Origin of the sequence: Streptomyces sp. NBC_00028, from assembly GCF_045041065.1 — a bacterium.
In the GTDB taxonomy this organism is placed as follows: domain Bacteria; phylum Actinomycetota; class Actinomycetes; order Streptomycetales; family Streptomycetaceae; genus Streptomyces.
In genome coordinates this window covers 351,543-373,771 of record NZ_CP108293.1, presented here as the reverse complement: position 1 = coordinate 373,771, position 22,229 = coordinate 351,543, and the positions used below count along the sequence as shown (strand labels likewise).

General features: G+C 68.9%; 16 protein-coding genes, 1 tRNA gene and 2 pseudogenes. 8 read left to right on the top strand and 11 right to left on the bottom strand.

Annotated features, from left to right (window positions below; genetic code table 11):
• Positions 1-35: 35 nt before the first annotated feature.
• Positions 36-440, top strand: coding sequence for a CBS domain-containing protein (locus OG885_RS01815; protein ID WP_405724824.1), 405 nt, complete (start codon positions 36-38; stop codon positions 438-440).
• A gap of 50 nt (positions 441-490) precedes the next feature.
• The gene (locus tag OG885_RS01810; RefSeq protein WP_405724821.1) at positions 491-760 is read left to right on the top strand and encodes an SCO5918 family protein; all 270 of its coding nucleotides are present in this window, start codon (positions 491-493) and stop codon (positions 758-760) included.
• 101 nt (positions 761-861) lie between these two features.
• Here the strand turns inward: OG885_RS01810 and OG885_RS01805 are convergent, their stop codons facing one another.
• Positions 862-1,218 (bottom strand): hypothetical protein, encoded by a 357-nt coding sequence (locus OG885_RS01805; protein ID WP_405724560.1) that lies wholly within the window; start codon positions 1,216-1,218, stop codon positions 862-864.
• Positions 1,219-2,815: 1,597 nt separating this feature from the next.
• On the opposite strand from OG885_RS01805, the gene OG885_RS01800 reads away from it, so the two are divergent.
• The 3 genes and pseudogenes from OG885_RS01800 (at position 2,816) to OG885_RS01790 (ending at position 3,579) form a co-directional block, all read left to right on the top strand.
• Positions 2,816-3,154, top strand: coding sequence for a MerR family transcriptional regulator (locus OG885_RS01800; RefSeq protein ID WP_405724818.1), 339 nt, complete (start codon positions 2,816-2,818; stop codon positions 3,152-3,154).
• Positions 3,155-3,285: 131 nt separating this feature from the next.
• Positions 3,286-3,425 (top strand): annotated as a pseudogene (locus OG885_RS01795) (hemolysin III family protein); the annotation flags it as partial.
• Positions 3,426-3,505: 80 nt separating this feature from the next.
• Positions 3,506-3,579 (top strand) — tRNA-Met (locus OG885_RS01790).
• Between the two features lie 531 nt (positions 3,580-4,110).
• Here the strand turns inward: OG885_RS01790 and OG885_RS01785 are convergent.
• Entirely contained in the window at positions 4,111-5,355 is a 1,245-nt protein-coding gene (locus OG885_RS01785; RefSeq protein ID WP_405724815.1) for an IS256 family transposase, read from the bottom strand.
• 225 nt (positions 5,356-5,580) lie between these two features.
• Between OG885_RS01785 and OG885_RS01780 the strand changes: the two genes are divergently transcribed.
• Entirely contained in the window at positions 5,581-5,985 is a 405-nt protein-coding gene (locus tag OG885_RS01780; RefSeq protein ID WP_405724812.1) for an ATP-binding protein, read from the top strand.
• A 439-nt stretch (positions 5,986-6,424) separates the two neighbouring features.
• On the opposite strand, the gene OG885_RS01775 is transcribed toward OG885_RS01780, so the two are convergent.
• Positions 6,425-8,110 carry a ribonuclease J gene (locus tag OG885_RS01775; RefSeq protein WP_405724809.1) on the bottom strand — a complete coding sequence of 562 codons (1,686 nt, stop codon included), beginning with the start codon at positions 8,108-8,110 and terminating at the stop codon, positions 6,425-6,427.
• Between the two features lie 618 nt (positions 8,111-8,728).
• Here OG885_RS01775 and OG885_RS01770 point away from each other — a divergent pair.
• Positions 8,729-8,893 (top strand): transposase, encoded by a 165-nt coding sequence (locus tag OG885_RS01770; protein WP_405742543.1) that lies wholly within the window; start codon positions 8,729-8,731, stop codon positions 8,891-8,893.
• A gap of 20 nt (positions 8,894-8,913) precedes the next feature.
• Here the strand turns inward: OG885_RS01770 and OG885_RS01765 are convergent.
• The 6 genes and pseudogenes from OG885_RS01765 to OG885_RS01740 form a co-directional block, all read right to left on the bottom strand.
• Positions 8,914-11,832, bottom strand: a pseudogene (locus tag OG885_RS01765) (PA14 domain-containing protein); the annotation flags it as partial.
• Between the two features lie 231 nt (positions 11,833-12,063).
• Entirely contained in the window at positions 12,064-13,515 is a 1,452-nt protein-coding gene (locus OG885_RS01760; protein WP_405724806.1) for a glycoside hydrolase family 43 protein, read from the bottom strand.
• A 62-nt stretch (positions 13,516-13,577) separates the two neighbouring features.
• The gene (locus OG885_RS01755) at positions 13,578-14,525 is read right to left on the bottom strand and encodes a carbohydrate ABC transporter permease (RefSeq protein ID WP_405724803.1); all 948 of its coding nucleotides are present in this window, start codon (positions 14,523-14,525) and stop codon (positions 13,578-13,580) included.
• Between the two features lie 2 nt (positions 14,526-14,527).
• On the bottom strand, positions 14,528-15,433 hold the full coding sequence (locus OG885_RS01750; RefSeq protein WP_405724800.1) for a carbohydrate ABC transporter permease: 906 nt from the start codon (positions 15,431-15,433) through the stop codon (positions 14,528-14,530).
• Between the two features lie 35 nt (positions 15,434-15,468).
• Positions 15,469-16,815, bottom strand: coding sequence for an extracellular solute-binding protein (locus tag OG885_RS01745; RefSeq protein ID WP_405724797.1), 1,347 nt, complete (start codon positions 16,813-16,815; stop codon positions 15,469-15,471).
• A gap of 133 nt (positions 16,816-16,948) precedes the next feature.
• Entirely contained in the window at positions 16,949-18,775 is a 1,827-nt protein-coding gene (locus OG885_RS01740; RefSeq protein WP_405724794.1) for a glycoside hydrolase family 2 protein, read from the bottom strand.
• A gap of 173 nt (positions 18,776-18,948) precedes the next feature.
• On the opposite strand from OG885_RS01740, the gene OG885_RS01735 reads away from it, so the two are divergent.
• A complete protein-coding gene (locus OG885_RS01735) occupies positions 18,949-19,965 on the top strand; it encodes a LacI family DNA-binding transcriptional regulator (RefSeq protein WP_405724791.1) in 1,017 nt (338 codons plus the stop codon).
• Positions 19,966-20,080: 115 nt separating this feature from the next.
• Here OG885_RS01735 and OG885_RS01730 read toward each other — a convergent pair whose 3' ends face one another.
• Complete coding sequence (locus OG885_RS01730; protein WP_405724788.1) at positions 20,081-21,103, bottom strand: SDR family oxidoreductase; 1,023 nt, start codon at positions 21,101-21,103, stop codon at positions 20,081-20,083.
• A 56-nt stretch (positions 21,104-21,159) separates the two neighbouring features.
• Positions 21,160-22,209, bottom strand: coding sequence for an aldo/keto reductase (locus OG885_RS01725; RefSeq protein ID WP_405724785.1), 1,050 nt, complete (start codon positions 22,207-22,209; stop codon positions 21,160-21,162).
• Between the last annotated feature and the right edge of the window lie 20 nt (positions 22,210-22,229).

The following is a 22,229-nucleotide window of genomic DNA, read 5'->3' as shown; positions in this document are numbered from 1 at the left end:
GTGAAGCTGACCCATCTCTCCACAGGAGGCACCTTTTGACGCTGGTTCAGACGCAGCCCCGCCCGGCGGACGCCGACTCGACGCACAGGACGGCGCAGGAGGTCATGGACGCGGCAGGGCCGCAGGTCTGTGACGACATGAGCGTCGAGGTGGCGCTGGCCGTCATGGCCGCCGCACGCACGGGCCGACTGGTCGTCTGCGACCAGGACGACCAGCGCATCGGCCTGGTGACCCGAACCGACCTCACCGCCGTCCGCGACAGCGGCGCTCAAGCGGACCGCGTCCGCCTGCGCGACATCCTCGGCGACCACGGATCGTTCGCCTCCCGAGTGACCACGATGGGCGAAGCCGAGCACGCGATGCGCTCGCGACGGCTCGGTGCCCTGCGAGTCGTAGACGAGCAAGGCAGCGCCCCGGGCATCCTCGCCTTCTCCCGCTGATACGCCTCACCCCTGGTCGGACCGTTCTTCCCTTCTCCCTGTGAGGCCACATGCGCTGCGTCATCGCCCGCTTCCCCTTCGAGCTCACCAAGGACGGAGTGCTGGAATCGATGAAGGGCATCAAGCCCGAACCGGTCACCGGAGAATCGGTGATCATCGGCCGTCGCCACTACCCCGTGAAGCAAGTCGGCCAAGTCATCACCCGCCAGGATCGCCGTGACTTCAGCGCCGCCGAGGTCCTGCGGGCCATGGCCCAGCTCGGCTTCACCTGCCGTGCCCTCCCCAAGGCCGCGCCGCTGGGCGTCCCCGTGACGGTCTGATCGGGGAGACAGGCATAAGCCGACAGCTGATCAGCAGTGTGGGCCCGACCGGTACGCCGGTCGGGCCCACACTGCTGGCGGCGGGTTCCCGTCGCCGCTTCTCAGTGGTCGGAATAGCTGAAGTCGCCTACGGTCCAGGCGCTGACGTCCTCGATCGCAACGCGGTACATTCCGCCTGTCTCGGGGATTCCCATGGCGCCCTGCAGGATCCGGGCGACGTGGAAGTGCAGATGTGTAGGCGGCCCGTTTGTTGCGGGGGTGTTGAAGGCAGTGGCGAACTCGCCCACGTGGGCGGAATCCGTCAGTACCTCCGAGACCCTCTGTCGCCACACTGCTTCGGGAGCCAGCCGACCGGTGATGACAGCGCCACCGGTGACCACGGTCAGGGACATCTGATTGCTTTGGCCGGACTCCACCAGGGTGGCGAGGTCAACCAGCAGTTCGTCAGGCTTCGACACGAGGCAGATTGTATTCACCGGCCATCCGGCTGGTTGAGCGGTGACGCCACCAGGCAAGGCAGGCGCGCAAGGTCTTTGCCGCCGGAGGCCCGGTGGGGGGCCGCCGTGGTGCGGACGAGGCGGTTGTCCATGGGGCAGCCGAAGCCCCGGGCGCCGGTGTTCAGGTCAAGGGTGCGCATGTGTGGCGCATGCCGACCGCCCTCGTCTACGGCCACCTCGATGGCGTCGGGGTGCGCAGTCACTTCCAGTGTGCAGCGGCCCCCGCCGTGGCACAGGGCATGGTGACGCGCTCGGACACGACCAGGACAATGGTGTCCGCCGGCCGCGGCCGACCGCGATAAACCTTCGAGGAAGGCCCGTGCCTCCCCGCCCCCCCCCCGCGCCCGCCTCTCACCCGCCGACCCCGCAGAGCCCCAGCGCTTGCCCGAAGGGGGGTGAGGACCACAGTCGACGCATGACGGCACCTCCCGCCGTAAGCCCGTGTCTCTGGTAGCCCACGGTCCGCTCGGGTCGGGGGTCGTGCCGGTTCGAACAACCGGCCCATCCGCGACGATGCCGCCGGCTGGGCGAGCGCGAGAGAGCGGCCGCGGACGAGGAAGCAGATCCTCGTCAGGGCGCTGAGGCGGCAGCAGGAGCGTCGGCCCGTGGATCGCGGTACCCGAGTGCGGACTTCCACGAGCTGCTCGATCATCCCGGGATCGTCGAGGGCGGCGCAGACCTCGTGCCGCGCCCGTCAACGGCCGACGTGCCGGGCGCCACGGCTGGAAGCGTCTGTCCCGGTCGGTGGTGTTCTTCGCAGACGCAGTGCCGGCCGGTGCCCGCCGAGGGTAGCCGCGGCGCAGTCGGCGACGCGACGCTCAGCCCGACGTGCTGCGCGGCGGGGGGTCACTGTGAGCACCGGACTGAGCCTCGGAGCTGCCTGAACCATCCATGGACCGGTCGAGGCGGACTACCTCGTCTTCCAGCACGCGAAAATCTATGTTGGCCAGAGTAGACATTGGGCTGCAGTGTGGTTAAGTTTCTCCCGTAGCCGAGATCGAGCGAGGCCCGGCAGACATGAACTGCCGGGCAGTAGTGCAGCAGTTGCAGTTCGTAGGACGGTGCGGTGGTGGAGTTCCGAAGCCAGAGCGGTTGCAGGACGGCGACGGGACTGACGACCGGACCGGGTGGCCCGCAGTGATCAGGGGCCGCCATCAGCAGTACCCGCACTGGCAGTACCCGTAAGTGCAAGTTCGCAGTACCAGCAGTGAAGTCAGTGAGCAGTACCTCGGTGGCGCTGTTCGAGGCCACCAGCAGTTTGCGGTACCAGCAATTCGCATTTTCCGAGTAGTTGATCAAGAGGGAAGAACGGAGGAGCCAAGCGCCATCAGGATCGCCCGGGTGGAAATCTTGGACCCGGGTACCGCAGGACATCGATAGTGAGGTGGTCTCCGGTCAAGCAACCGCGATCCACGCGCCCCCGACAGCGTCTCGGTCGGGTCCGCGGAAACAGAGGGCCGGTGCAGTATCAGGGCCGGCAGATGGTGTAGTAGTTCCTTCGGGGCCCTGGTGCCAGTACGGCGCCAGGGCCCCTCCGCGCGTTCCGCAGAGAGGTGCAATGACAGCAGACGACACCTTCAGCCGTCTCGACGACGACGATTACCCCGCCTACACCATGGGCCGGGCCGCAGAGATGCTCGGCACCACACAAGGCTTCCTCCGCGCCATCGGCGAAGCCCACCTCATCACCCCGCTCCGCTCCGCAGGTGGCCACCGCCGCTACTCCCGCTACCAGTTGCGCATGGCCGCCCGGGCCCGGGAACTCGTCGACCAGGGGACTCCCATCGAGGCCGCCTGCCGGATCGTCATCCTCGAAGACCAACTCGAGGAAGCCCAGCGCATCAACGCCGAATATCGCCGCGCCGCCAAATCAGCGAACCCGACGGCAGCAGCATGAGACGAGCGTGCCCGTCAGCGTCGGCGGGCACCGCACGCACGGTCTCGTGTGTGGCGTGATCATTTCCTGCGGTGACCCGGTGTGTGGGCGTTTGACTTGCACCTCGCCCTTCAGAGCGACGAGCGTGTCAACTTCCCGACTTCCTGCACACCGGCGGAGCAGCCGTAGTCGTCCTGATCGTTGTCGGCGGTCCCTAAACAGTGGGGGCGCGGTCGTCTACGCCCTGCGGCGGCCCGACCCCTCACCCCGCTGGTTCGGCTGTCACGAGGTCTAGTAGGCGGGCCCGCTCCGTGCGCATGCGAAAGTCGATTGGGTCGATTCCGATCGGTGCCGTACAGTTCACCGTACCGACGCGGGGTGGAGCAGCTCGGTAGCTCGCTGGGCTCATAACCCAGAGGTCGCAGGTTCAAATCCTGTCCCCGCTACTCAAACGTGAAGGCCCGGCATCCGCCGGGCCTTCACTGCGTGTGCGCCGGTTCGAACCGTGCTCTCGGCGAACAGGGCACCGCGGTGGCAGAAGGCGTCAATGCTCTGGCTGCACCGATGCCGTACGCCGCCTCAGCCACCGTGCTCACGGAATCGCGGATCTGACACAAGGCGGCAATCCGTTTAGACGGCGCAGCCCGCCGTCCTGCCGGCATGGTGCCAGACGGTCAGGAGCACGGTGATGCCCAGAGGGAGTGCGCCTGGTGTCGGCGGGCATCTCGCTCACAGCTGTGCTTCGCCATCGGGACGAGGTGCCGGAACGGCCAAAACGGCCGTGTCTTCGTCCATCCGGTACCGAAGGCGTCGAGGGGGCTACAGCGCACTCACCCAGCATGCGCCGACACCGTCGAATTGCCGGCGGAGGACGTTCGCAGGATGTGCCGGTCACCCGGCAGACACAGATGGTTCACCGGGCAGGCATGGGTAACCCGGCAGACGGCTCCCAGGTCACGTCCCGCGGGGTGGTGTAGTCACGGCAGCTGTTTCGATTCCGGTTGCGGGGTGATCTGCGGCTCGGGTGAGGTGGGCTGGGTGGTGAAGAGTTCGGCCATGGAGGCTTCGGAGAGGTAGCGGCGGTCGAAGACCTGCCATTCATCGTGGAGTTCGGCCAGGACTGCCGCGGCGAGCCGGTCCAGGGCGGCGGGGTTGGGAAAGACCTGGACGACGTCGGCCCGCCGTTTGATCTCCCGGTTCAGCCGCTCCAGCGGGTTGGTCGACCAGATCTTCTTCCAGTGCGCCGGCGGGAAGTCCGCGAACGCCGTGATGTCCGGTGCGGCATCCAGCAGCATCTTCTTGACCTGCGGGAACTGTCGTCCGAGCATGTCAGCGACCACGTCCAGCTGGGTGCGGACGGCCGAGGCTGTGGTCTGCGCGAAGATAGTGCGGATGGTGGCCGCGACCATCTCCCCGGAACCCTTTTCGATCACGGCGAAGACGTCGCGGACGAAGTGGACGCGGCAGCGTTGCCAGGCCGCGCCGAGGAAGACGGTGCGGATCGCGGCCACCAGGCCGCTGTGGCTGTCGGAGATGACCAGCTGGACGTTCTCCAGGCCGCGGGCCCGAAGCGAGCGCAGGAACTTCGTCCAGAACGGCTTCGACTCGCTGTCGCCGACCATCACACCGAGGATCTCTCGGTGCCCGGTGGCCGAGATCCCGGTGGCGATGACCACGGCCTGCGAGGCGATCCGGTGATTCACCCTGGCCTTGCAATAGGTCGCGTCCAGGAAGACGTAGGGGAAGACGGTGTGATCCAGCGGCCGTTCCTTGAACGCGGTCAGCTCCTCATCCAGCTCACCGCAGATCCGCGAGACCTCGGACTTGGAGATCCCGCTGTCCGCACCGAGTGCTTTGACCAGGTCATCCACGCTGCGGGTGGAGACCCCGTGCACGTATGCCTCCATCACCACGGCGAACAGCGCCCGGTCGATGCGCCGCCTGCGTTCCAGCAGCGACGGGAAGAACGAGCCGGTCCGCACCTTCGGGATCTTCAGATCGAGGTCGCCGGCCTGGGTGGTCAGCAGGCGGTCGCGGTGTCCGTTGCGCCAGGTCGTGCGCTTGTCGGTGTGCTCGTGAGGGGCGGCACCGATCGCGTCGGTGGCCTCGGCCTCGATGAGCTCCTGCAGGATGCGCTCGCACACCACCCTGATTGCTTCAACTCCCTCTGCCCGACGTAGTGACTCCAGCAGCCGCATCAGCTCAGACTGGGACAAGGCCATCGCGTGCTCCTCCGGTTGAACTGCCCGTTCACCAGGGAGACTTGCGCGATGGCCTGCCCTTGTTCAGGGAGCATGCACGGTCAACGGATGCACGCCCCGGGCAGACACCCGCGCGTTCCGGGACCGGGCCCGGCTACACCACTTCATGGGACGCCATCGGCTCCCATCGGCTGCGCAGAGCACCGGTCGGCGGTGGCCCAGAGCCACCCACGCTGGAGGAACCTCGTGAACGGCGAATCGACCACCCCATCCTGCGAGACGCGTTTCCCCGCAGTCACGGCGAGCATCACGGCCGCCCGGCACTGGGTCCGCGACTGCCTGGACGGTTTCGGTGGCCCGCTGCGCCGGCAGCGGATGATCCAGACCGCCGAACTGCTCGTCTCGGAACTGATCACCAACGCCATCCGCCACGGCTCCGGCCCGCCCCTGATCCAGCTCATCTGGAACGGGCGGTGGCTGCACATAGCCGTAAGCGATTCCAGCGACCGCTGGCCCCGCAAACGCGCCACCGCGAACACCGAGCCCGGTGGCTTTGGCATCCAACTCCTAGACCGACTCGCCCGACGCTGGGGCGTCACCCCCGGTCACCCCGGCAAAACGGTCTGGGCCGAACTCGGCCTCGACTCCTGAGCGCGGTGGCGGAGCTGTCCACCAACAGCGTCGTCCACGGCGCCGGCTCGGACACGCCGTGGATCGGGGCCGAGAGCGACCGGATCGTCTGCGTGAGCCACGACAGCGGACAACTGAACGATCCCCTGGCCGGTCGCCCGTCCCATCCCACGCAGCCCGGCGGCCGGGGGCTTCCACTCGTCCACCCACTTGCGGACCTCGTCCTGTCCACACCGGCCCCGCCGGCACTACCATCCGCCGCTACCTCCCCGGATGACCACGACAACGCGGCGGGCCCGCTCACGCACTCATGCGTTCCGCCACCGGCGAGATGTTCTCGATGACTCCTCATGTGGGATGCGATGCCACCCCGACCTGCTGGGGTGGCCGCCGGCCCCGTGCCCGACCTCGATACCGGCGGCGCCGCCGCCGGAACGGGACCGTGCTGCCGGGCTGTGGTTCAGGCGTCGATGATGACGGGGATGATGAGGGGCTTGCGACGGTGGGTGCGGAACGCCCAGTTCGCCACGGCGCGGGCGACCAGTTGTTCGAGTTGGCGGGCGTCCCCGACGCCTTCCTCGGCCGCAGTGGCCAGGGTCTTCTCGATGACGGGGATGACCGGCTCGAATGTGGTGTCGTCGTGGACGAAGCCGCGGGCCAGGAAGTCGGGGGCCTCCGCGAGGGCGCCGGTGTCGGCATCGACGATCGCCACCACCGTGACGACGCCTTCCTCCGCGAGGGTGAGGCGGTCCTTGAGGGACGCCTCGGTGGCGCCGCCGACTTCCATGCCGTCCACGTAGACGTTGCCGGCGGGGACCTTGCCGGTGATGGACGCGCGCCCGTCGACGAGGTCGACGACGACGCCGTCCTCGGCGATGACGACCCGCTCGGGGTCGACACCGGTACGGATGGCGAGGTCGCCGTTGGCCCGCAGGTGGCGCCATTCGCCGTGCACGGGCATGACGTTGCGGGGCTTGACGATGTTGTAGCAGTAGACGAGTTCGCCGGCGCTGGCATGCCCGGAGACGTGCACCTTGGCGTTGCCCTTGTGGACCACGTGGGCGCCCCACCGGGTCAGGCCGTTGATCACCCGGTAGATGGCGTTCTCGTTGCCGGGGATGAGGGAGCTGGCGAGCAGGACGGTGTCGCCCTTGCCGATGCGGATCACGTGGTCGCGGTTGGCCATCCGTGACAGCGCGGCCATCGGTTCGCCCTGCGAGCCGGTGCACACCAGAGTGACCTTGTGGTCCGGGAGCTTCTCCAGCTCCTTCGTGCTCACGACCAGACCGGAGGGGACCTTCAGATAGCCCAGGTCACGGGCGATGCCCATGTTGCGGACCATCGACCGGCCGACGAAGGCGACCTTGCGGCCGTGCTGGTGGGCGGCGTCCAGAACCTGCTGGATGCGGTGTACATGACTGGCGAAGCTGGAGACGATGACCCGGCGCGGAGCGGTGCGCATGACCTGCTCGATCGCCGGGTTCAGCTCCCGCTCGGAGGTGGTGAAGCCGGGCACTTCGGCGTTGGTTGAGTCGGTGAGGAACAGGTCGACGCCTTCCTCACCGAGGCGGGCGAAGGCGCGCAGATCGGTGATGCGGTCGTCGAGGGGGAACTGGTCCATCTTGAAGTCGCCGGTGTGCAGCACCAGTCCGGCGCTGGTGCGGATCGCGACCGCGAGGCTGTCCGGGATGGAGTGGTTGACCGCCACGAACTCGAGGTCGAAGGGACCGAAGCCGCGCCGGTCACCCTCCCGCACCCGCACCGTGCGCGGCCGGATGCCGTGTTCCTTGAGCTTGGCCTCCAGGAACGCCAGCGTGAGCTTGGAACCGACGACGGGAATGTCGCGCCGCTCGCGCAGCAGGTACGGCACGCCGCCGATGTGGTCCTCGTGGCCGTGGGTGAGCACCACGGCCACGACGTCGTCCAGGCGGTCCCGGATCGAGGTGAAGTCCGGCAGGATCACGTCCACGCCGGGTTGGGTCTCCTCGGGGAACAGGACGCCGCAGTCGACGATGAGCAGCTTGCCCGCGTGCTCGAAGACGGTCATGTTGCGGCCGATCTCGCCGAGGCCGCCCAGGGCGATGACCCGGAGCCCTCCTTCGGCAAGAGGCGGGGCGGCTTTCAGCTCGGGGTGCGGATGACTCATACCCTGACGGTACCCGGAGAGCGTGGCAGGATGATCCACTGCCCGCGAGACCTGAGCGCTCGATACGAACCGCCGCCGACGTACTGCCGCTCGCCGACCGCTGGCCGGTGATGGTCCGCTGCTGATGCCGAGGGGGCTGTCTCGACAGGGGCGTACCCGACCAAGCGCCGTCACTGTTCTGACCGTCCGTGCGGTTGGTGCCGAGTACGCGATGAGCCATCGAGTCGGAAGCCAGCTCCATCGGGGCGGCCCTGGCCCGCTGCATGCCGGCTGCTCAAGGCCATCCTAGTGATCGCCGACCCCGCCCTGCGGGAACGGTTGTCGAGCTTGGGCAATGCCGAGCTGTTCCGCACCTGCGCGACGCTCAGCCCACCCGATGGCGGGGGAGACGAGGACGCGGTGGTTAAGCATGCTCGCCAAACCCATCGAACAGCTCAGCGGACAGATCAACGAGCTGAACCAACGCCTGACCCGGATCGTCGAACGCCACGCGCCGCAACTGCTCGTACCGGTGGGCTTCGGCCCGGAGAGTGCCGCCACTCTCCTGATCACCGTGGGGGACAATCCCGAGCGACTGAACACTGAGGCGTCCTTGCTGTCCTTTGCGGAGTCCGCCCCATCGAGTACTCCTCTGGCCGGCGGCGCACGCGTCGGCTCAATTACGGCGGCGACCGTCAGGCGAACGCTGTCCTGCACCGCATCGTGTTCACCCGCCTGCGCCACGACCCGCGCACCCGGGCGTACTACGAACGCCGCACCCAGGAGGGGCGAGACCCGCCGTGAGATCGTCCGATGCCCGTGGCACGGGAGTCCTGGCTGACCGCGGTGGCGTAGTTGCCGGGGAGCTGGTCGAGACGGACCCAGGCGGCCACCGAGTAGCTGCCTGAGGTGTCGAGGACGGGGCCCGCGGTCTGGGCGTACTGCTTCTGGCCGTCGAACTTGAGGGCGCTGCCGCTGACCCCGGGGGTCCAGGACGCGCCCTCGCGCAGGGTCAGGGGCTAGGTGTCAGGCCCCTGTCCCGCGGCGGTCGTGCCGGTGTTCTCGTCCAGGTTCCACCGGCCGCCGGTCAGTGGCTTGTGCGAGCCGGCCGCGGCGCCCGCGGCGATCACCTTGCGGTTGACCGCCCGCACCTGGGCCGCGTCGACCTTGATCTCCCGACGGTCGTAGGTGTAGAGGCCGTTGAGCTCGTTCTCCAGGTCGGTGATCTGGGTGTAGACCGAGCCGGACAGTTCCGCGCCGGCCTGCGCGAGATAGAACTGCTCGGTGTTCGCCACGTACTTGCGGGTCAGCTCCTCCTTGGAGTTGACGCCGCTGTAGATCACGGTCGGGGCGCCCGGCCACATGTGGCCCGGGGTGCGCAGCACGAACCCGCCGTGTTCGCCGTCCATCGCCGCCCGGGTGTCGTCCGGGAAGGCGGGGTCGGTGTTGTTGTAGTCGTGGTGGTCGATGATGTCGCCCTTGCCTGAATCCCCCTTGGAGTTGCAGCAGTTGACACCGCTGTGGGCGTTGACGACACGGGACGGGTCGGCGGCCTGCACGGCCTCGGTGATCCGGCCGGTCTCCTCGCGGCTCCACTCGCCCCAGCCCTCGTTGAAGACGATCCAGCCGATGACCGAGGGCGCGTTGTGGTGCTGGCGCATGGTCTCCCGGCCCTGCTCGACGAAGGCCTTCTGGCCGCTCTCGTCGTTGATGTTCCCGGAGACGAAGTCCTGCCAGACCAGCAGGCCGAGTTTGTCCGCGTGGTAGAACCAGCGGGCCGGTTCGACCTTGATGTGCTTGCGGACGGCGTTGAAGCCGAGCTGCTTGTGCGCCTTGAGGTCGAAGGCGAGGGCCTCGTCGCTGGGCGCGGTGTACAGACCGTCGGGCCAGAAGCCCTGGTCGAGCGTGGCGAGGGAGAAGATCGGCTTGCCGTTGAGGACGAGCTTGTTGAAACCGCCGACCTTCTTCACCCCGATCTCGCGCATACCGAAGTAGCTGGTGACCTTGTCGGTGGCGCGGCCGTCGGTGAGCTTGACGTCGAGGTCGTAGAGGTAGGGGTCGTCCGGGCTCCACAGGTGCTGCTTGGCGACGGGCAGCGTCAGCTGCTTGCCGGCCGGGCCGCTGACCCTGCCGACGACCTTGCCCTTTACGTCCCGGGCCACCGCCTCGACGCGCGCCGAGGGGGAGGCGTTCTGGGAGTCGACCGTCACGGCCAACGTGGAGGTGTCGATGTCAGGGGTGGTGACGATGTCGTCGATGGACGTGGCGGCTACGGGCTCCATCCACACCGTCTGCCAGATGCCCGACGTCTGTGTGTAGAAGATGCCGCCGGGGTTGGTGGACTGCTTGCCCATGGGCTGGTTGGCGCCGCCGGTGTCGGTGACCGCGACGACGATCTCCTGCGGGCCGCTGCCCTTGAGCGCGTCGGTGATGTCGGCGGTGAACGCGTTGTAGCCGCCGGTGTGTTCGGCGACCTTCGTGCCGTTGACGTACACGGTCGCCCGGTAGTCCACGGCACCGAAGTTGAGCTTCAGCCGGTTGGCCTGTCCGCTCTTGCCGACCTTCCAACTGCTGGGTACGTCGACCAGCTTGCGGTAGAACATGTGGTCCTCGTGCCGCTCCAGTCCCGACAGCTGCGACTCGACGGCGAACGGCACGATGATCTTCTCGTCGAGCTTCTTGCCGAAGACCGGGGTCTCGCCCGCCTCGGCGGCGCTGAACTGCCAGGGCCCGTTGAGGTTCTTCCAGGCCGAGCGCAACTGCTGGGGGCGCGGGTACTCCGGCAGCGGATGCTTCGGGTCGAGCTTGTCGCCCCACTGGGTGGTGAGCCGGTGGGTGGAGGCGTTCTCGGCGTAGCGGATCAGCTTCGGCACGCTCTCGCCGCCGACGGTGAGGCCGCCCTGGCCGTCGTAGGAGACCCTGACCGACTGGTTCAGCTGGATCGCCTCGGAGAGCGTGACGAGAAGGGAGTTGGGGTCGCCGGGGTAGGCCGCGACGGACTTGACGGGCATCTCGGTGGTGTCGGCCTGGATCTCCAGATGGTCCTTGACCGCCTGGAGGCCGCCTGTCCTGCCGTCGAAGCGCAGTCGGACCCGCTTGCCGTCGGTGGCGACGGTCGGTTCGACCGGGTAGACCTCGAAGTCGCCGGGCGGAGTGAACGCCGACATCGGCACGAGCTGCCTGGGCAGCGTCGGTGTCGACCAGCGCAGGTACATGTTGGCTCCGCCGGTGTCCTGGAACAGCTCCAGGCGGAAGTCGTGCTGCTCGCCGGCGGTCAGCTGGACGGGTGCGCTGGTCTGTTCTTTGTCCCAGTCGCCCACCCAGTGGTCGATGACGGGTTTGTCATCGATGTACAGCCGGAAGCCGTTGTCGCCGATGGCGTAGAAGGTGTAGTCGCCGGTCGAGGGAGCGGTTATCTGTCCCGTCCACCGTGCGGTGGTGTGTTCCGTCTGGCCGGTCAACTCCTGGAAGGTGCTGGTCAGTCCGGAGAAGTTGATCTGGGGGTCGAGGAGGGTGCCGCCGAGCTTGGCGAAGTCGCGGGCTCCGGGCGCCGACATGCTGAAGTACTCGCCCTTGAGCCCGTGCGTCTGCACGGCGGCTTCGGCGACCGTGGACGTCGACGTCACGCTCGGCTGCTCCGCGGCGGTGGCGACGGGCAGCAGCCCCAGTGAGGGCAGAGCCAGGGCGGCCGCGACGAGCAGGGCCCACAAGCCCTGTCTTGAGTGGGTGCGGTGTTGTGTCATCGAACCTTTCCTCGCGCAAGAGGCCATGGCCCGGTGAGAGGGGGAGTCCGCACCGGCACAAGCCTTTTCAACGTTGGAAATCCTGTGACAGCCGTATGACAGCACGGCCTCCTGAGGCTGTCCAGACCTCACGCAGCACTCGGTTGACCAACCGTCACGGAACGACCGGGCGGGCAGCCCGGCCCGGTGCCGGACGGCGGCCGGAGGGTGACCGACCGCCGCCTGGCCAGGTCAGCCGGTGTACACCTCGGCCCGGTCCACGCTCACGAAGGAGCCCGTGGACTGCGCGTTGTGCTCGCCGGTCACACGAACACGCAGGGTGTGGCGGCCCGGGGCCAGTCTCGGGCTGACGTACTGGACGGTCTCACCGGTGCGGATCGCGCCGTAGAAGTCGACCCGGGTCTCCGTCCCGCCGTCGACGCTCATCGCGGCGATACCGTTGCCGGTGTCGCGTACCGACAACAGCGCGACCCTGGTGCCCGTGAAGGTGAAGGTCGCGGTGTTGCCGGCCTGGTCGCTCCAGTGGTCGTCGCCCCAGAAGCACTGCGCCGCACATCCGGTGCCGGAGTTCCACGACCCGGAGTAGGCGAGGGTGCCGTCACCACTGGAGCGACCGTCGTCGTTGATCCAGTGGTTGCCCGAACCGGGGTCGCCGGAGGGCAGGTTCTGCGTGGCGCCCATCGCGAGCGGTGTCCCGAGGTTCGGGCTGCCGTCGGCGTTCCAACTGATCCTCTGGGCGCGACTGGTGCGGTCGGTGTACGTGTACTGGGAGGTCGTTTTGGCGTGGTAGACCATCCAGTCCTGGGTGCCGTCGGGTGACTTGAAGAACGCGTGGTGGCCGGGGCCGTACACGCCGACCGCGTCGTTGCGGGCGAACACCGCGCCGCTGCGCTGCCGCCAGTTTGCGGCCACCAGCGGATCGGCGCCGTCGGCCAGGGACAGCATCCACAGTTGGTAGTCGGGCTTGCCGGTGTCGCACGCCGAATAGGTCATCCAGGTACGGCCGTTGCGGTGCAGGAACTCCGGCCCCTCACGCACCTCCGCGCAGCCGCCCGCCGCGTCGATCGCGACCGCGTTGCCGGAGACGGTGTACGGGTTCGACAGGGGTGCGATGTTGAGTCCGTTGTGCTGGTAGGCGTTGATGCCGCTGTAGGCGAGGTACAGCTTGCCGTTGTGGGTGAAGACGCTGGGGTCGATCGCGAAGTCGGCGGTGTGGTTGGGCGGGATCAGCGCCGACTTGAAGTGGTAGGGGCCGGTGGGGGAGTCGGCGTCGGATTCGAGGACGTAGACGCGGTGGTGGTCGTCCACGCCGTCGTCGGCCGTGTAGTAGAGGTACCAGCGGTTGTCGAAGCGGTAGAACTCCGCGGCCCAGATGTTCTTGTTGCGGGAGTTGTCGGTGTCGGTCCAGACGGTGACGGGGTCGGAGGCGAGCAGGGTGGCCAGGGACGGCGAGCGCCACATGCGGATGCTGCCGCCCTGCGTGGTGGTCATGTAGTAGGAGCCGTTGAAGTACGTCAGGTACGGGTCGGGCCCGGTGTTGAGCGGATTGCGGAAGGTGGTGCTGGTGGCGGCCGCGGCCTGGGGCGCCGCGGTCGACGTGGGCGTGGAGACGAGGGAGAACATCACGGCGAGCAGCAGGGCGAGCAGTGCCGCGGTGCGGGCCGTGCGGGGGGATGTGCTCATGGGCGGCTCCGTGGGGTGGGGTGGTGCCTGAGTGGTTGTTGCCTTTCAGCCGACGGAAGGTGTCACTGGCCGCCGAGTCCTGTCGTGGCGACGGACTTGACGATGTGCCGCTGGAAGAACAGGAAGACGACCACCAGCGGCAGCGCGGCCAGCATGGCCGAGGCCATCGACTGTGCGTACTGGACGCCGTAGGCGTCCTTCACCGACGTGATGCCGACGGGCAGGGTCATCAGGTCGGGGTCCGAGGTGGAGACGAAGGGCCACAGGAAGTTGTTCCAGGCCCCGATGAACACGAAGATCGCGACGGCAGACAGCATCGGGCGGGACAGCGGCAGGAGCACGGACCAGAAGATGCGGATGTGTCCGGCGCCGTCGATGCGCGCGGCCTCCTCCAACTCGCTTGGCAGGGAGTCGAAGTGCCGCTTCAGGATGAACACCATCACCGGCGCCACGGTCTGCGGCAGGATCACGGCCGCGTAGGTGTCGACCAGGTTCAGGGTCAGCATCTGCTGGAACCAGGGCACGATCAGCATCTGCGGTGGCACCAGGACGGCCGCCACGGTGAGGGTGAACAGGGCTTTGCGGCCCGCGAACCGGGTGCGGGAGAAGGCGTAACCGGCCATCGCGGACACGGCCACGGTGATCACGGTGACGACGGCCGCGATGAGGAAGCTGTTGAACATCCACAGCGGGAGGTCGCCGCGCTCCCACACACTGCGGAACCCGTCGAGGGTGAAGCCGTGCTGCGGCCACAGCCAGTGGACGGGATCGCTGGCGTCCTGCTCCGACTTGAACGCGGTCAGCAGTCCCCAGCCGGCCGGCAGCAGCCAGAGCAGCGCGAGCAGGGTCAGTACCGCGAAGGTGAGCGTGCGGGCGGTGCGGCTCTCGCCCAGGGAGAGGTGGGTGCGGCGGGCCTCGGCACGGTGTCTGCGGGCCGCGACTTCCTGGATGACCGGGGAGCGGGGTGCGGTCTTCGGGCTGCGGGCGGGCAGTTCGGTGGTGTGGGCCATGGTCACTTCTCTCGGCGGCGGAGGGCGGCGTACTGGGCCGCGGAGGCGAGGATGACGAGGGCGAAGAAGACGTAGCTGATCGCCGAGGCGTAGCCGAGCCGGTAGCCGGTGAAGCCGACGTCGTACATGTACTCGATGACCGGGCGGGTGGAGTTGTCCGGACCGCCCTTGGTCAGCAGGTAGATCTGGTCGAAGACCTTCAGTGAGGCGAGGACCTGGAGCACGGTCACGACGACGGTGATCCGGCTGAGCTGCGGCAGCGTGATGGAGAACAGGCGTCGCCAGGCGCCGGCGCCGTCGAGTGCCGCCGCCTCGTAGAGGTGGTCGGGCACGGACTGAAGGGCGGCGAGGTAGAGAAGGAAGTTGAAGCCGACGGTCCACCACAGGGTGGTGAGCACGATCGCCCACATCGCGACCGACTTGTCGCTCAGCCAGGCCACGGAGTCGAGCCCGGCCGCGTTGAGGAGCTGGTTGTACAGGCCGAGGTCGCCCTGGAAGAGCCAGGCCCAGATCAGGGTGACCACGCCGACGGGCAGCAGGTAGGGCGCGAAGAACGCCAGCCGCCACACCCACTGGCCGGGCAGTCCGGTGTGGACCAGCAGCGCCATGCCGAGGGCGACGACGACGAGCGGGACGGTCGACAGGACGGTGAACCACACGGTGTGGCCGAGGGCGTGCCACATCTCGGCGTCCTGGAGGGCCTCGGAGAAGTTGTCGAGGCCGATGAAGCTGGGGGTGTGGGCCGACAGCGAGGTGTCGGTGAAGCTCATCCACAGTCCCTGGACCAGGGGCCAGACCATGAAGAGGGCGAAGAGGACGAGGAAGGGCAGGGCGAACAGCGGGCCGGGGGAGAGGATCCGGCGCGCCGGGGGCGTCCCGGTGCGGGACGGGGCGAGGGGAGAGGACATCGTTGTGCCTCCTGAGCGGGTGGTTCGCGGCCGGATCAGGCCGGGCTGGGCTTGGAGAGGAAGGTGTTGAGGCGCCGTACCATCGCGCGGGCCGCGCGGTCCGGGTTCATGTCGCCCAGGAGCGCCTGCTGGAGGACCTGGGACATGGCGTTCTGGAAGTCCGAGCCGGCTCCGGCGAACCAGGCCGCGGGGTCGAGGACGACGTGGTCCGCGGCCTGCGCGTAGTGGGACTGCGGGGTGAGCGCGGCGTAGGCGGTGGTCTCGGTGACCGGGGTGTAGGCGGGGATGTGGCCGGCGGTGGCCCAGATCTGCCCGGCCTTGAGCAGCGCGGCCACCGTGCGGTGCGTACGGTGCCGGTGCTCGTCGTCGGGATGGTCGCGGCGGGGCAGGACGAAGGAGTGCGAGTCGGCGTAGACGGCCGGGGTGCCGAACACGGTGGGGAAGGGCGCCGCACCGACGCTTTTGTCGGTGGTGCGGAAGGTGCCCAGTTCCCATTCCCCGGACAGGATCATCGCCGTCTGGTTGTTGACGAAGGAGGCGATGGCGGAGGCGTAGTCGAGGCTGTGGGGGTTGACGGTGCCGTCGACGATCCGGGCCATGAAGGAGATGACCTCGGCCATACGGTCGACGTCCACCTCGGCGGGGCCGCCCTCGGGCAGGTCGAACCGGCCGCCGGTCTGGTGGTAGAGGCCGTAGAAGAGCCGCCAGCACTGGGCGGTGTCGGTGACGTAGCCGAACGCGATGCCCTGCTTCCCGGATGCCTTGGCGAGTTCCCTGCCCGCGGCCAGGAACTGGTCGGGGGAGGAGAACGCGTCGGTGTCGAGGGTGCCGTCGGCGGTGAGCAGGCCCGCCTTCTTTGCCGGCCCGGGGTGGTAGAAGACGATGAAGGGGTGGGTGTCCAGGGGGATGGCGTAGGTCTTGCCGTCGAACTGGGTGCGCGACCACACGGCGTCGGCGAAGTCGTCGGGGGCGATGCCGTACTCCGCCAGCACGTTCAGGTCCCAGGGGTCCAGCAGGCCGGTGGGCGCGTATCCGGCGAGCCGGGACATGTGCGAGACGGCGACGTCGGGTCCCCGGCCGCCGGCGGAGGCCATGGCGAGCTTGGTGTAGTAGGGCGTGCCCCACTCCAGGACGGTGCGTTCGACGTGGGTGCCGGGCATGTCGGGCCGGGCCTTGGCCACCATGTCGTTGAGCAGGCCGCCGTCGGCTCCGCTGAACAGGTCCCACAGCCGCACGGTGGTGCCGTCGTCGGCGGCGAGGGCCGAGCCGCAGCCGGTGAGCGCTCCGGTGCCGAGGGCGGCCGCGCCGGCGGCGAGTGCTGTCGTCAGGACGCGGCGTCTGGTCGGTCCGTGACGACCGACCTGGGCGGGTGTGCCGGTCATGGAAGTCCTCTCCGGGGGTTGGCGGCGCGGGAGGCGAGTCCGCGCGCCGCCAATCCCACACATCCGTACTTACATCGATGTAAATTTCGAGCGGAAGGCGGTCTGTCCGCTCACAGCGAGCGGTGGTCCGGGGTTACGGCGTCTTCTCGTATGCCGCGCCGCGCTGCTGGGCCTCGCGCAGAGCCGCCGTGTCGGCCTTCTCGGAGCGGTCGAAACGGTAGACGCCGTTGCGCTCCTGGAAGACATCGGTGAGCTGGGTGTAGCAGTAGCCGAACATGCCGGGGTCGTCGAGCAGCACACCGGTCAGGCCGCGGAACCGCTCCACGAACTCAGCCTCGGTGCGCGGCCGTTCGCCGTACCCCCAGGAGCTCTCCGCGTCGTCACCGGCCGCGGCGGCGGCCTCCGGGTCCCACCAGATCCCGCCGAACTCGCTGCAGAAGTAGGGCTGTCCGCGGTAGGGCACGGACCAGGTGCGGCCCTCGGGGCCGGTGTTCACGTACGGTCGGTCCTCGGCGAGGCCGGCCATGGTCTTGGCGAACGCCGCCGGGTCCTGCTCGTAGCAGTGCGAGTCGTAGACGTCCGTCTCCGGCACCCGGTGCGCGTAGCCGGAGGCGTCGATGACCGGCCGGCTCGGGTCGGCCTGCTTGGTGGCGAGGAACATACCGCGGGTGACGTCGTCCAGCACGGTGATGCGGTCGTGCAGGCTCTGGTACGTCTCGTTCAGCGGGCACCAGCCCACAATGGAGGGGTGGGAGTGGTCCCGCTCCAGGGCCTCCAGCCACTGCGTGACGAACGACGCGTCGGGCCGCTGGTTGTCGTCGCGGACGCCGGTCTCGCAGCCCCAGTCCCCGAACTCGCCCCACACCAGGTAGCCGAGCCGGTCGGCGTGGTAGAGGAAGCGCTCCTCGAAGACCTTCTGGTGCAGCCGGGCGCCGTTGAACCCGGCTGCGATCCCCAGCTCGATGTCCCGCACCAGCGCGGCGTCGCTGGGCGCGGTCATCAGCCCGTCGGGGTAGTAGCCCTGGTCCAGCACCAGCCGCTGGAACACCCGCCGGCCGTTGAGGAGCAGTTCCTTGCCGCGCACGGACACCGAGCGCAGGCCCGCGTAGGACCGCACGGCGTCGACGAGCGTCCCGTCCGGGCCGAGGACTTCCAGGGCGAGGTCGTACAGGTGCGGGTCGTCCGGGGACCAGGTGCGCTGCCGCTCCTCGGGTACGGCGAGCGTCAGCCGCGGGCACAGATCGAGATCGGCGCGCCCCTCGGCGGTGACGACGACGCCGTCGGCATCGCTGAGCGTGGCACGTACCCGGTGTCCGGCGACGTTCGCGGACAGCGGCAGCTCCACCAGGAAGGACCCGGTGGCCAGTTCGGGGGTGATGCGGGGGCGGCGCAGGGCGACGGTGCGCGGGACGGGTTCGAGCCACACGGTCTGCCAGATGCCGGTGGTGCGGGTGTAGTGGCAGTGGGAGTTGGCGTACCAGGTGGCCTGCTTTCCGCGGGCCTGTACGGTGTGGCGGCTGTCGCGGGCGCGGACGACGACCGTGAGTTCCTCGCCGGCCGCGACCACGTCGCCGAGATCGGCGGTGAAGGGGGTGAAGCCCCCGCGGTGGCGGGCGACTTCCTGGCCGTTGGCCCACACGGTGGTGTCGTGGTCGACGGCCCCGAAGTGCAGCAGGACGCGGGCGTTAGCCCACTCGGCGGGCACGGTCACGGTGCGCCGGTACCAGACCGCCTCCAGGAAGTCCGTCTCGCCGATGCCGGACAGCTCCGACTCCGGGCAGAACGGGACGAGGATGCGGTCGGCCAGGTCGCGGTCGGTGAGACCGCGTTCCAGGCCGGTGTCGGACCGGTCGATCTCGAACTGCCACTCGCCGTTGAGATTCAGCCAGGCGTCCCGGGTGAACTGGGGCCTGGGGTACTCGGGGCGGGGTGGCTCGTCCGGGAGGTACGGGTCGGGCATGGTGCTCCTCGAGGCGAGAGTGCAGGTCGGTGCGTGACGCGGGGGGTGCGGGCACATGGCACCATGCCGATTACATCGATGTAAATAGTCGGGCGCAGATTCCGTGGCATCCGGTGAGCCGAAAGCGCTCTCTGCGATCGGTATGATCACCGGAGTTCGGAAGGAAGGGCAGCGTGGCGGCCAGACCGAGGATCAAGGACGTGGCGGAGTACGCCGGCGTCTCACCCAAGACCGTCTCCAACGTGATCAACAACTTCGAACACGTCTCGGAACGGACCCGCACCGCCGTCCAGGAGGCGATCGACGCCCTGGGCTACCGCGTGAACATCGCCGGCCGCCAACTGCGCCAGGGCCGCACAGGCATGATCACGCTCGCCGTGCCCGAACTCGACGTCGCGTACTTCTCCGAACTGGCCCGCCACGTCATGGAGGCGGCCGGACGCCACGGCCGCACCGTACTGATCGACCACACCGGCGGAGACCGCGAGCGCGAACTGGCCGCACTCCACGGCTTCGACACCCAGTTCTGCGACGGAGTGATCCTCAGCCCCCTGTCGCTGCTGCCCCGCGACCTCGCCACCCGCGACCGCCGACTGCCCCTGGTACTGCTCGGCGAACGCGCCGCCGAAGGACACACCGACCACGTCGGCATCGACAACGTGCGCGCCGCACGCGAGGCCACCGAACACCTGCTGGCCCGGGGCCGACGCCGCATCGCGGTGATCGGCGGCACCCTGCGCGGCAGACAGGGCACCGACCGACTGCGCACCGACGGCTACCGCGAGGCCCTGGCCGCGGCGGGCCAGCCCTTCGACGCCGGCCTGGTGGTGCCGGTGGAGGCCTATCACTGGCGGGACGGCGCCGAGGCGGCCGCCCGTCTGGCCCGGGACGCGTCCCCACCGGACGCCCTGCTCTGCCTGAACGACAACCTGGCGCTCGGCGCCCTGCGTGCCCTGCACGAGGTCGGCGTGCGGGTGCCTGCCGACATCGACGTGATCGGCTTCGACGACATCCAGGCCTCCCGGTTCAGCGTGCCCAGCCTCAGCACCGTCGCCCCCGACAAACAGGAGATCGCCCGCCTGGCGGTCACCCTGCTTCTGGACCGCGTCGACACCCCGGACTCCGCGGCCCCGTACCGGGACGAGGTCGTCGCCCATCGGATCGTCGTACGGGAGAGCAGCGGGGGCTGAACACGGCACCCGCGACGCTGATGTCCTCACCGGCTGAGCGACGGGCGACCGCGGAACACGCCAACTGCCTTGCCCTGCCGGAGTCTGGCTGCCGCGTCGGTCGGTCACGAGCCGGTCATGCCCCGACGCCGTGGGCGAGGAGGCTCTCGGCGGTCTCCGCGATGGTGTCCTCGATGGGACGGGCCCGCCAGCCGAGAAGCCGCTCCGCCTTGGCGCTTGTGGCGTGGAGATCACTGCCGAGCTGGTGCCTGAGCAGGCGCAGTTCCGGGTTCACGGTCCCCAGCGCTCGCGCGAGCCACACGGGCAGCTCGCGGTCCGGGGCCTTGGCGGCGCGTTCTCCCATGCGGTCACGGAGAATGCGCGCGATCTCGACAACCCGCAGGCTTCGCCCGGCGGTTGCGAGGAAACGCTCGCCGGCCGCCGCCGGATCGGTCATGGCGCGCAGGTGCAGATCCGCGACGTCGCGCACATCGACGAAGCCCATCCCGAACGGAGGGCAGGCGGGCACCCGTCCCTCGATCATTCTGCGTACCAGGCGCAGGGAGGGCGGGTCGTCGGGGCCGAGCAGTGGTCCGAGGACCCCCACCGGATGTACCGCCGCCAGTTCCATGCCACCGCCGTCGTCCGCGACGAACTGCCAGGCGGCGCGCTCGGCGAGTGTCTTGGAGCGCTGGTAGGGCGGGATGTCGCTGTCGACGTCCGTCCAGTCCTCCTCGGTGAACGGGGTCGAGCGCGGTGGGTGCCCGATCCCGATGGCGCCGAAGGCGCTCGTCAGGACGACCCGACGCACGCCGCCGTCGCGGGCGGCGCGCAGCACCCGCAGGACGCCTTCCCGCGCCGGGACCACCAGCTCGTCGTCCGTCGCCGGGGTGCGGCGCAGGGTCGGCGAGGCCACGTGGAGGACGAAGTCGCAGCCGGCGACGGCGTCGTCCCAGCCCTCGGCGTGTTCGAGGTCGGCGCGTACGACCGTCAGACGGTCGTCGTCGAACGGGGTGGCCGCCTGGAGCCACGAGCGCAGTGCCGGTGCGCGGCGCAGGTCTCGGACGGTGGTGCGGACGGTGTGCCCGGCTTCGAGCAGGGTCAGGACGCACCAGCTGCCGATGAATCCAGTCCCTCCGGTGACCAGTACCTGTGCCATCTGTGTGCCCTCATCTCGGGATTCGCCTGTCAAGGGGTGCTTCTCGGTATGGCGGTTCATGCGAGAGCCATGCCGGGAACGCGCCTGCGGATGGCCTCCATCTCGGCCTCGTCGGATACGCCCTGCCAGTCATGGCGGGGTGTGTACGGGGCCTCCAGGGTGCGCACGTCCTCGTCGGTCAGCGTGAGGTCGAGCGAGGCCACGGCCTCGTCGATCTGCCGGATCGAGCCGGCGCCGACCAGGGGTGCGGTGACGACCGGTTGGCGGCGCAGCCAGGCGAGTGCGACCTGTGCGCGACGGACGCCGTGCGCGTCCGCGACCTGTCCGACCGCGTCGATGATGGCGTGGTTGGACGCCTCCTGCTCGGGCGAGTAGAGGGTGTCCGCGTACGCTCCGTCCGTCTCGGAGCGCGCCGTCGAGCGGGCGTCGTCCCACGCGCGGGCGAGACGGCCGCGGGCCAGCGGCGACCAGATGATCGTGCCGACGCCCTCGTCCAGACACAGCGGGATCATCTCCCGCTCCTCCTCGCGGGCGAGCAGGTTGTAGTGGTCCTGCATCGAAACGAACCGTGCCCAGCCGTGCTGCCTCTGCAGACGCAACGCCTTCGCGAACTCCCAGGCGTGCATGGACGAGGCGCCGAGGTAGCGGACCTTGCCGGCCTTCACCACGTCGCTGAGTGCCTCCAGCGTCTCCTCCCACGGCGTGGCGTGGTCGTTGCGGTGGATCTGGTAGAGGTCGATGTAGTCCGTGCCGAGGCGGCGCAGTGAGTGGTCGACCTCGGTCATGATCGCCTTGCGCGACAGGCCGCGTCCGTTCGGGCCCAGCCGCATCGGGTGGCGCAGCTTCGTGGCGATCACCACGGCATCGCGGTCGGCGAAGTCCTTGAGCGCGCGGCCGAGGATCTCCTCGCTGGAGCCGGCGGAGTACATGTTCGCGGTGTCGAAGAAGTTGATCCCCGCCTCCAGCGCGTGCCTGATGAGCGGGCGTGCGTCCTCCTCGCCCTTGGACCACACGGGGTGCCCGCGGTCGGGTTCGCCGTAGGTCATCGCGCCGATCGCGATCGGGGACACGTCGAGGCCGGTCGTGCCGAGCTTGATGTAATGCATGACGCTCCTTAAAGTATGTG